The organism is Magnetospirillum moscoviense, assembly GCF_001650635.1.
GTDB classification, from domain to species: domain Bacteria; phylum Pseudomonadota; class Alphaproteobacteria; order Rhodospirillales; family Magnetospirillaceae; genus Magnetospirillum; species Magnetospirillum moscoviense.
This window is the reverse complement of sequence record NZ_LWQU01000015.1, coordinates 1-7,067: the sequence shown is the minus strand read 5'-3', so window position 1 is coordinate 7,067 and position 7,067 is coordinate 1. Positions and strand designations below refer to the sequence as shown.

11 protein-coding genes and 1 pseudogene are annotated in these 7,067 nt (G+C 61.0%); 6 read left to right on the top strand and 6 right to left on the bottom strand.

Translation table 11 applies throughout. The annotated features are described in order from the left end of the window. Window positions 1-134: 134 nt before the first annotated feature. Window positions 135-257, bottom strand: a pseudogene (locus A6A05_RS20520) (transposase); the annotation flags it as partial. On the opposite strand from A6A05_RS20520, the gene A6A05_RS21155 reads away from it, so the two are divergent. From A6A05_RS21155 to A6A05_RS22185, 4 genes are read left to right on the top strand one after another with little or no spacing between them, the layout of a single operon-like run. Further along, complete coding sequence (locus A6A05_RS21155; RefSeq protein WP_068496574.1) at window positions 257-583, top strand: Mu transposase domain-containing protein; 327 nt, start codon at window positions 257-259, stop codon at window positions 581-583. The pseudogene A6A05_RS20520 and the gene A6A05_RS21155 sit on opposite strands and share 1 nt — an antisense overlap. Next, the gene (locus A6A05_RS22020) at window positions 583-768 is read left to right on the top strand and encodes a hypothetical protein (protein ID WP_281193219.1); all 186 of its coding nucleotides are present in this window, start codon (window positions 583-585) and stop codon (window positions 766-768) included. Before A6A05_RS21155 ends, A6A05_RS22020 begins: the two co-directional genes overlap by 1 nt. Before the next feature lie 20 nt (window positions 769-788). Then, complete coding sequence (locus A6A05_RS22015; protein ID WP_281193217.1) at window positions 789-1,145, top strand: ATP-binding protein; 357 nt, start codon at window positions 789-791, stop codon at window positions 1,143-1,145. After that, window positions 1,079-1,234, top strand: a complete 156-nt coding sequence (locus tag A6A05_RS22185) for an ATP-binding protein (protein WP_342670002.1) — start codon at window positions 1,079-1,081, stop codon at window positions 1,232-1,234. Before A6A05_RS22015 ends, A6A05_RS22185 begins: the two co-directional genes overlap by 67 nt. Before the next feature lie 209 nt (window positions 1,235-1,443). Here the strand turns inward: A6A05_RS22185 and mamW are convergent, their stop codons facing one another. From mamW to A6A05_RS00935, 3 genes are all read right to left on the bottom strand, one after another. Then, the gene (gene mamW, locus A6A05_RS00945; RefSeq protein WP_245644118.1) at window positions 1,444-1,860 is read right to left on the bottom strand and encodes a magnetosome protein MamW; all 417 of its coding nucleotides are present in this window, start codon (window positions 1,858-1,860) and stop codon (window positions 1,444-1,446) included. A 94-nt stretch (window positions 1,861-1,954) separates the two neighbouring features. Further along, window positions 1,955-2,404, bottom strand: a complete 450-nt coding sequence (locus A6A05_RS00940) for an MbcA/ParS/Xre antitoxin family protein (RefSeq protein ID WP_245644117.1) — start codon at window positions 2,402-2,404, stop codon at window positions 1,955-1,957. 51 nt (window positions 2,405-2,455) lie between these two features. Further along, window positions 2,456-3,652, bottom strand: coding sequence for a chemotaxis protein CheY (locus A6A05_RS00935; RefSeq protein ID WP_068496572.1), 1,197 nt, complete (start codon window positions 3,650-3,652; stop codon window positions 2,456-2,458). 278 nt (window positions 3,653-3,930) lie between these two features. Between A6A05_RS00935 and A6A05_RS00930 the strand changes: the two genes are divergently transcribed. Then, window positions 3,931-5,202 (top strand): hypothetical protein, encoded by a 1,272-nt coding sequence (locus A6A05_RS00930; protein WP_245644115.1) that lies wholly within the window; start codon window positions 3,931-3,933, stop codon window positions 5,200-5,202. On the opposite strand, the gene A6A05_RS21575 is transcribed toward A6A05_RS00930, so the two are convergent. Together A6A05_RS21575 and A6A05_RS00920 are read right to left on the bottom strand one after the other, a co-directional pair. Next, window positions 5,171-5,884: a cation efflux transmembrane domain-containing protein gene (locus A6A05_RS21575; protein ID WP_068496571.1), complete on the bottom strand. Its 714-nt coding sequence runs from the start codon at window positions 5,882-5,884 to the stop codon at window positions 5,171-5,173. The genes A6A05_RS00930 and A6A05_RS21575 overlap by 32 nt on opposite strands. A 349-nt stretch (window positions 5,885-6,233) precedes the next feature. Then, on the bottom strand, window positions 6,234-6,659 hold the full coding sequence (locus tag A6A05_RS00920; protein WP_068496569.1) for a glycine zipper domain-containing protein: 426 nt from the start codon (window positions 6,657-6,659) through the stop codon (window positions 6,234-6,236). Window positions 6,660-6,733: 74 nt separating this feature from the next. On the opposite strand from A6A05_RS00920, the gene A6A05_RS00915 reads away from it, so the two are divergent. After that, the gene (locus A6A05_RS00915; RefSeq protein ID WP_156520834.1) at window positions 6,734-6,937 is read left to right on the top strand and encodes a hypothetical protein; all 204 of its coding nucleotides are present in this window, start codon (window positions 6,734-6,736) and stop codon (window positions 6,935-6,937) included. Window positions 6,938-7,067: the final 130 nt, after the last annotated feature.

The following is a 7,067-nucleotide window of genomic DNA, read 5'->3' as shown; positions in this document are numbered from 1 at the left end:
CGCCGCCGTCATCTTTTCCGATATCTTGAGCCTACCGAACATGGTTCCCCCTGTATCTGGTGGAACCCCAGTGATTCATGGTTGCCGCTGGTTGGCAAGCCCCGCCGAGTCAGATCGAGCGTTCGCCGGTATTACACCGTCCCGGCCCGGGTTTCCCAGTCGCGCTCGCGGTAACCGTTGCGCTGGACAAGGCGTTGGGCGGGGTTGCGCTCGCCGTGGCCAGCGCCGGTCAGGCTTTCGACCTCCAGCGCCATCAGTGCAGCCCGATTGCAGCGTCGAGATCGACACCAACGCCTATTCGGTGCCGTGGCGGCTGATCGGCGAAAGCGTGACGATGACGCTGTCCGACGGCCGAATCCGCATCCACCACGCCGGTCGGCTGGTCGCCGAGCACGGCGAAAGTGCTGGGCGCAAGGGGCGCATCGTCGAGGCCGCCCACTTCCAGGGCGCCGGCGGCCATGCCGGCGCGGTGCGGCGGCCGGTGCGGTCGATGGAGGGTCCCTCAGCGGAGATGGGGCCGCCGGTGCCCGAGCTGCTGCGGCCCCTGGCCGAATACGAGCAGATCGCCGGGGGAGGCTGGTGATGGACATCGACCATGACGTCCTGCTTGGCATGCTGTCCCGGCTCAAGCTCACCGCCATCCGCGACCAGCTCGACAGCCTGCTGGACGAGGCGGCGCGGCGCGAGATGACGCTGCGCGAGGCGCTGGCCTTCCTGTGCGAGCGCGAAGTGGCACGCAAGGACGAACGGCGCATCAAGATGGGCTGAAGATCGCCCATTTCCCCTGCGTGCGCAACCTCGATGGCTTCGACTTCGCCGCCCAGCCCTCGGTCGATCCCCGTCAGATCCGCGAGCTGGCCACTTGCCGCTGGGTCGCCAACGGTGAGTCGCTGCTGCTGCTGGGACCGCCCGGCGTCGGCAAGTCGCATCTCGCCATCGGCCTGGGCCGCGAGGCGATCCGCCAGGACCATTCGGTGCTGTTCGTCGCCGCCCACCTGTTCTTCCAGCTGGTGTCGCGCCGCTACGAGCGCGGCGCCATGCTGGTGACAGCGACCGCTCGGTCGGCGAATGGGGCACGGTGTTCGGCGATCCCGTGGTGGCCACCGCCATCCTCGATCGCCTGCTCCACCACAGCCACGTCATAACCATCCGTGGCGACAGCTATCGGCTCAGCGAAAAGCGTCGGACCGGCCTTCTGCAGAAGGCCGGTCCGACGCTTGAGGCCATGTCATGACCATCGTACGCAGGAGTTCTTTCCCCATGTGGTGGTTGATCGCTTGATGGCGGGACAAAGCCCGGTTCATATCTATCGGGAATATCTGGCATGACCCACGAGGCCCTGGCCCCAAAAGCGGGAGTCAGCATTGAAACCCTGACGACGCCGACGCCCTGGAGATTGATGTCAGAAAGCTGATGTAATCATACTTCGCAGTCCCCACTCCCTCAGAGTCGAGGCGATTGCTTCCGAATCGGCGGAGCCGCCGGAGAGGCGGCGATACGGGCCGTGGTGCCGGAACGCGGAGCAAAGGACGGTTTTCTTACTGCTTTCGGCCCCCAAAGAATCAAGGCGATCCCATCCCTCACCCGGATCAGAATTCGGACGGTTCCGCGCTCGGCCCCCGCCATGCGCTTGAAGACATGATAGGCGCGCCGCCGCCCGCTTCCCGGTCCGACTTGGCTATAGGTCTTGAAGCGCACGTTTCGAACCACCCGCTGACCGAAGCGGGTTCTCAGGAATGCCAGCAGCAGACCGTTCTTGGCCAGCCAAGCGACGAGAATGACCATGGCGTGCGCGAACACGCCCTTGATGAGAACCCCGAACAGAAACAGCAAGATACCGGCAATGATCGCAGTTAGCATGGCCGCTTTCCGAACAGGTGAACCGCCCTCGATTCCCGGATGAAATCGGTGTGGCTCGGACTATAATGGAGAGACCGCAAAACTTCACCCCCCCCTATGGCTCCAAGCCTCGGGGGTCGCGGAAAATCCGCTCCTCATCGATTCGGCGCATCGCCTCCTCGATCTGGCGGGCGACGTCCCCGCGAGAGGCAAGCTGCAGAATCGACTTGCCTCGAAAATGCGGCTGCGGCTCTGTCAGCCAAAACTGGGCCTTGGCCTCGTCGCCGAACACCTGTTGGGCCAAAACGGTCAGCCGCTGAATTCGGGCGGATAAGAGGTCATCGACGACTGACTCTGGCTCGCTGGCCGAGGAATTCTCACCCGTCAGCAAGATGCGGATTTTATCAATGATCTCCGCCAGACTTGCGTCTTGCTCGCGTGCCATTTCAGCAGACCGCCCCCCTTCAACCACCATCCCGAAATCAGATGACCAGCCCGCCTGCGGCCCGATCATGGGCCAGAGTATGTTGAAGTCGAGGCAGCGCCGCAAGTGGCCATACGCCATCAATCCGCCACCGCTGGCATAATCGGAAACGATTGGGCAATTTCCGTCGGGTTAAGCGCGGGGCCGTACAGACGAGGATGCTTCATCGAACTGGCGCAGCCTCATGGTCCCGGCCTCCTTCTGCGCTACTTGGCTTACTATATGATAAGCTTTGGCGACCTCGTCTCTCAAGCTGCTATCCAGGTTTTCAAGCCCCCCCCCAACATTGATCAGAAAGTCGACGTGGCTCATCCGAGCCTGCATGGCGACGCCAGTATTGAAAGATAATCCGACATGACCCGACAGCACGGCTTCGCCGGATATAATCAGCCGGGACAGCTGTGTCCGCAAAAGTGACACAGCACTTGCATCGACCGATTTACGGATGACGCGTAATCGTTCGATATCCGAAGGAGAGCATCCATACTGCTCGACGCGCATCTGCACCAGCGCCATGAGGTTGATCAAACGCTCCTCGGTATCGGCCACCACCAGATGCATCGCAGCAACCTCCTTACCTCCACCGGACGCCGCAATCCGCGCCCGAAGCTGCTCGATCTGGCGCGCGGTCACGAACGCCTTGTCGATTACCACACGGGTCTGCCGGTCTCCGCCCACCTCCTCAACGTCATTGTCGACCGGACTGACCGAGGCTCGCGCCCCCCCTGAAGATGGAGGTGGGGCCGGGGACGCCAGAGGCAGAGCCCCCCCCTGCTGCTCTTGGCGTACCGCCCTTCGCTCGGATTTCTCGACGGCTGAATTCAGCTGCTCGGCAATTCGGTCCTCCGCCCGGCGAAATGGCCCCTGATAGCCCTTCCCGGACCGCCGCCGTCGGCAACGACCGCGATACATGGCCGTGGACAGGAAGGGACGCTTGCCGTCCATGGCGGAAACAAGCTTGTCCTGCACCGCCATGAGAGAGGTTGGCATGGCGATGATTTCGCAGATCCCCGCGTCCCGCACCTCCGCCAGCATCTCATGGGTCCAGCCCCTACCGATGCTGATGATCGGTAGATTATTGAACTGAGCGGACATATCCCAGCGGACGCAACGAGCGACAGCCGAACTCCCCCCCCCAGGCAAATCATTTTGGATTATGATCAGGTCGAAAGCCTGATGACTTGCCCGGATGGCATGGACGACTCCCCCCACATCCGCCAGGAATTCGAGCTCGAGCATCTTGACGCCAAGCAGCAGCTCCCGCAGCACCAGCCGCAGACCGCCATCGGCAATTCCAATCAGTCCCCGACAAGCAGAAAATGGCTTCATTCAATATGCTCGCTTCGGGCATCAAAATCACTTGGAACTCTACCAATGACCGAAAGGAACTCCGGCCTCAGGTCATTAGCGCTTCGCATTGAGGTCCACCGACAAGCAATGAGACGAGCCCCATAAACTATACAGCATAGACTCCTCTCCCAACAATGAATAGGATTGGGTGAACAACCATTGGCTCGCACAGCAGGATGTCAAGACCCCGAAATTGGCGACTTTCAACTTTTCCGCGCCACCTCGGCAAAAATTAATCCAACTGGTACACAGGCCGCATGCTGACGCTTCCCTCATTCAAGAGTATCGCGTGCCTTCTGATAGCATCGGAAAAGAAAAAACGTCGCCTGCTGGCCGATATCCTGAGTCAGATTGGCATCGGTACGGTTCACGAGACCGACACGGTAGAGCACGCCAGTCTGCAGTTGCGCTATACCATGATCGACATCGTTATCTGGGCCGAGGACGGCCTTGGCTACCTGGAACTTCTGAAATATATCCGGCACGAATTGCCCGGCAGGGGTCGCGCGGTTCCGTTCCTATGCGTTACCGAAGGCTGGAATAACGAGCAGCTGACCCAGGCCCGGAATGCGGGCGCATCCGGGTTCACCACCTTTCCTCTCACCTTACGGGGGATGCTGAAGGCGGTCTCCGGCCTTCTCGGCGATACTCGGGAATTCATAAAATCGGAAGCCTATATCGGCCCCGATCGCCGCCGCCATGACCTTCCGAACTACAGCGGGCCGCGCCGACGCTCGACAGATATAGCAGGCGGCAGCAGGGCCGCCACCAAGGCCGACAAAGCCCCCAGTCAGCCGCCACCCCGCGCGCAGCCTGAAACGCCACCGCCGGGAGACATGTCCGGAGAAGCGCCCTCTCGTGCCAATGGCACCCCAGCCCCCCCCAAAGAAGGCAGTGCCGACAAGGGCCTGCCGCCATCCAGCCGCCGCATCCAGGTGGTTCAGGAAGCTCTGCGCATCTCCCAGGAGCTTCAGGCTCTTCTCCGCGCTCCGTCGGCAGGAGACGCCAAGGCAAAGATAGGCGAACACTTCAACCGCCTGATGAACCTCATGGGGCTGATTCACGGCTATTGCCAGGATACCGGAGAGACGTCCGCCTACTTCAAAAGCAAGTATAGCGAGATCATGGGAACGGTCAGCCAGATGTCGTTCGGCATTCTGGTCGGCGGCCTGGAGCGGACGGTCAGTGAATCATCGAGAATCGTTGACGGAACCGTCTCGGCAGCATTGGGAGTGTCATCGAAGACCTTCTATAAGATGTCGGAGTTCGACAACCTCATCATCATGCTCGGCGGATATTCCGCATTATCCGTCGATCTGCTCGAGCTGCTCAAAACTGGATGGCAGAATGTGCTGTCCTTGGCGGCCATGGATCACACGCTGGATGAGCTGTCCGGGGCAGCGAGATCGCCCATGACGACTGTGGCGACCAATAGGCTGGAGGTCACCAGTGAAGCCCTGGAGGAGCGCCGCTCGGCCGACTCTCAGGACGCGGCATTCAAGCGACTCTCCCAACCATCGACCTCATAGGCACTAGCCCAACTCGGCGGGCGCCAAGATCCGTCCCGACTTGACGGCTGGAAAGCTTCGCGCTGGCAAGATTGATGCCCTTGGTCAGAAAGTCTCCTAAGGAATGCAGCGAATGCGCCTGAAGCGCCATGCTGCCGCTCATTACCCCCAGAATCGTCTTGCATACCGCCAAGGCCAGGGCGACGAACATGTCCATGCCGCCGTCGATGTGTGAGGTCTCGCACCGCAAGGTGGCGGCGGTCCCGCTGTCATCCGTGTTGTTGGCTTTGTATTCCTCGACCACCCGCGCGAACATCTGGTCGATCTTCTTGGAACTGACCTTGTGGGTCTTGCCGCCGTTCTGCATTTCGATCACTTGGCAGAACGCCACGGCGCGACGCATGGGGGAATGGTCGTCCACCAGGGCTTCGCGGGTGTCCTGCTTGCTCAGCGCCTTCCAACAGCCAACGATCTTGGCGGCGTCCTCGACCTTGATCTGCTTATCGTCGTCTTTCAGCAGGTTTTGCAGGGTTCGGCTGACATGGGCTTCGTCCATGGCCAGGACGACCACCTTGTAATCCACCAGCAGCTTCGCCTGGACGGCTTCGCTGAAGGTGATGACGTGCAGTTCCTTGCCGTACAGGCTCTCGTCGTCCATGGAACAAAGGGCGACGTTGCCCTTTTCGGCGGTCGCTTTGCCCATTCCAGGGCGCTGCAATCGCGTCTGCGAACACAACAAAGCCCGCTCGATAATCGGGCGGGCTTTTGGGCTTTCCAAATTGGGTAACAGTATGGGGTACAGGCATGGGTAACACGAGCGGATGCTCGTGAGTTAAGTGCCTGCTTTTTAATTGAAAAATCAGCGCTGGCGTGCCGTAGGGGACAAAACTGGGAACCGGTGGGAGGTGCGGATCGGCCGTAATGAATACCAGCAAATCAATATCCGAAAATCGCCCCCACCCGCTCCAATCGAGGTTTGACTTCTGACGGCCATAACGAGAAACCGTTCTGGAGACACTCCCCTGATGCATACGGTGTCAATGAAGAACTGATCAGATCAGGCTGATCAACGAACGGATCTGGCGGTCACGGATATCGTTGGCGATCTCGGTCTGCCCGACATTGCGGCCGCCGCCGTAATTGGCGATCACGACCCGGTCGGTGGAATGGAACGAGCCATAGCCGCTTTCTTCCCATTCCTCGACGCGGGGGCTGCCGTCGAAGGTCACCACCCGACGGGGTTTCGAGGCATTGCGGCGTACCGCGAAGGTCGCCTCGGTGATCACCACATAGACGCTGTCGGTGGTGAAATAGCCGATCAGGGTTCCCAACGTCGCGCCGACCGCCAGGCCCGCCCCCGTTCCGAAAGCGGCATCGCCCTTCATTCCGCCGACCACGGCACCGGTCACCGCGCCGGCTGTCGCCCCCAGAAAGCCGTATTGGTTCATCAGATCGTTGTCGAATTGCTGGCTGCGCACCACGTTCAGATCGACCTTCAGGCCGAAATCATTGCCATCCGAGCGTTCATAGGTCAGGTCCGAGGCGCGACCCCGTGACCATGCGCCGCGTTTCCGGCCCGGAATGGGACGACCTGTTCTTCGCCATCCGGGACGGTTCCGGGGAGGAAGCCAAGGTCTCCCGCGTGGAGGGCACCAATCCGCCCACCAACCTGCACAGCGGCCATCGGGGCAACGAGTGGCGACAGCACGGCACCGGGGGCAACTGGCTGTTCCCGCATGGGAACTGGAACGAGTGAGGCCGGGCCGATGACCAGCATCACCACGACCACCCAGGCCGGGGCCTTGCCTGATACCGGCGAACCTACGAAATGACCTGCTGGACCCAGGGCTGATAGCAGAGGCTTTTGACCCTGTCGCTGTCGGCGA

Excerpts from the sequence above, each read along its gene's own strand:
- A6A05_RS00930 (WP_245644115.1), top strand. The coding sequence starts at position 3,931 with ATGCTGACGCTTCCCTCATTCAAGAGTATCGCGTGCCTTCTGATAGCA.
- A6A05_RS21575 (WP_068496571.1), bottom strand. The coding sequence starts at position 5,884 with ATGGGCAAAGCGACCGCCGAAAAGGGCAACGTCGCCCTTTGTTCCATG.
- A6A05_RS00940 (WP_245644117.1), bottom strand. The coding sequence starts at position 2,404 with ATGGCGTATGGCCACTTGCGGCGCTGCCTCGACTTCAACATACTCTGG.
- mamW (WP_245644118.1), bottom strand. The coding sequence starts at position 1,860 with ATGCTAACTGCGATCATTGCCGGTATCTTGCTGTTTCTGTTCGGGGTT.
- A6A05_RS22020 (WP_281193219.1), top strand. The coding sequence starts at position 583 with ATGGACATCGACCATGACGTCCTGCTTGGCATGCTGTCCCGGCTCAAG.
- A6A05_RS00935 (WP_068496572.1), bottom strand. The coding sequence starts at position 3,652 with ATGAAGCCATTTTCTGCTTGTCGGGGACTGATTGGAATTGCCGATGGC.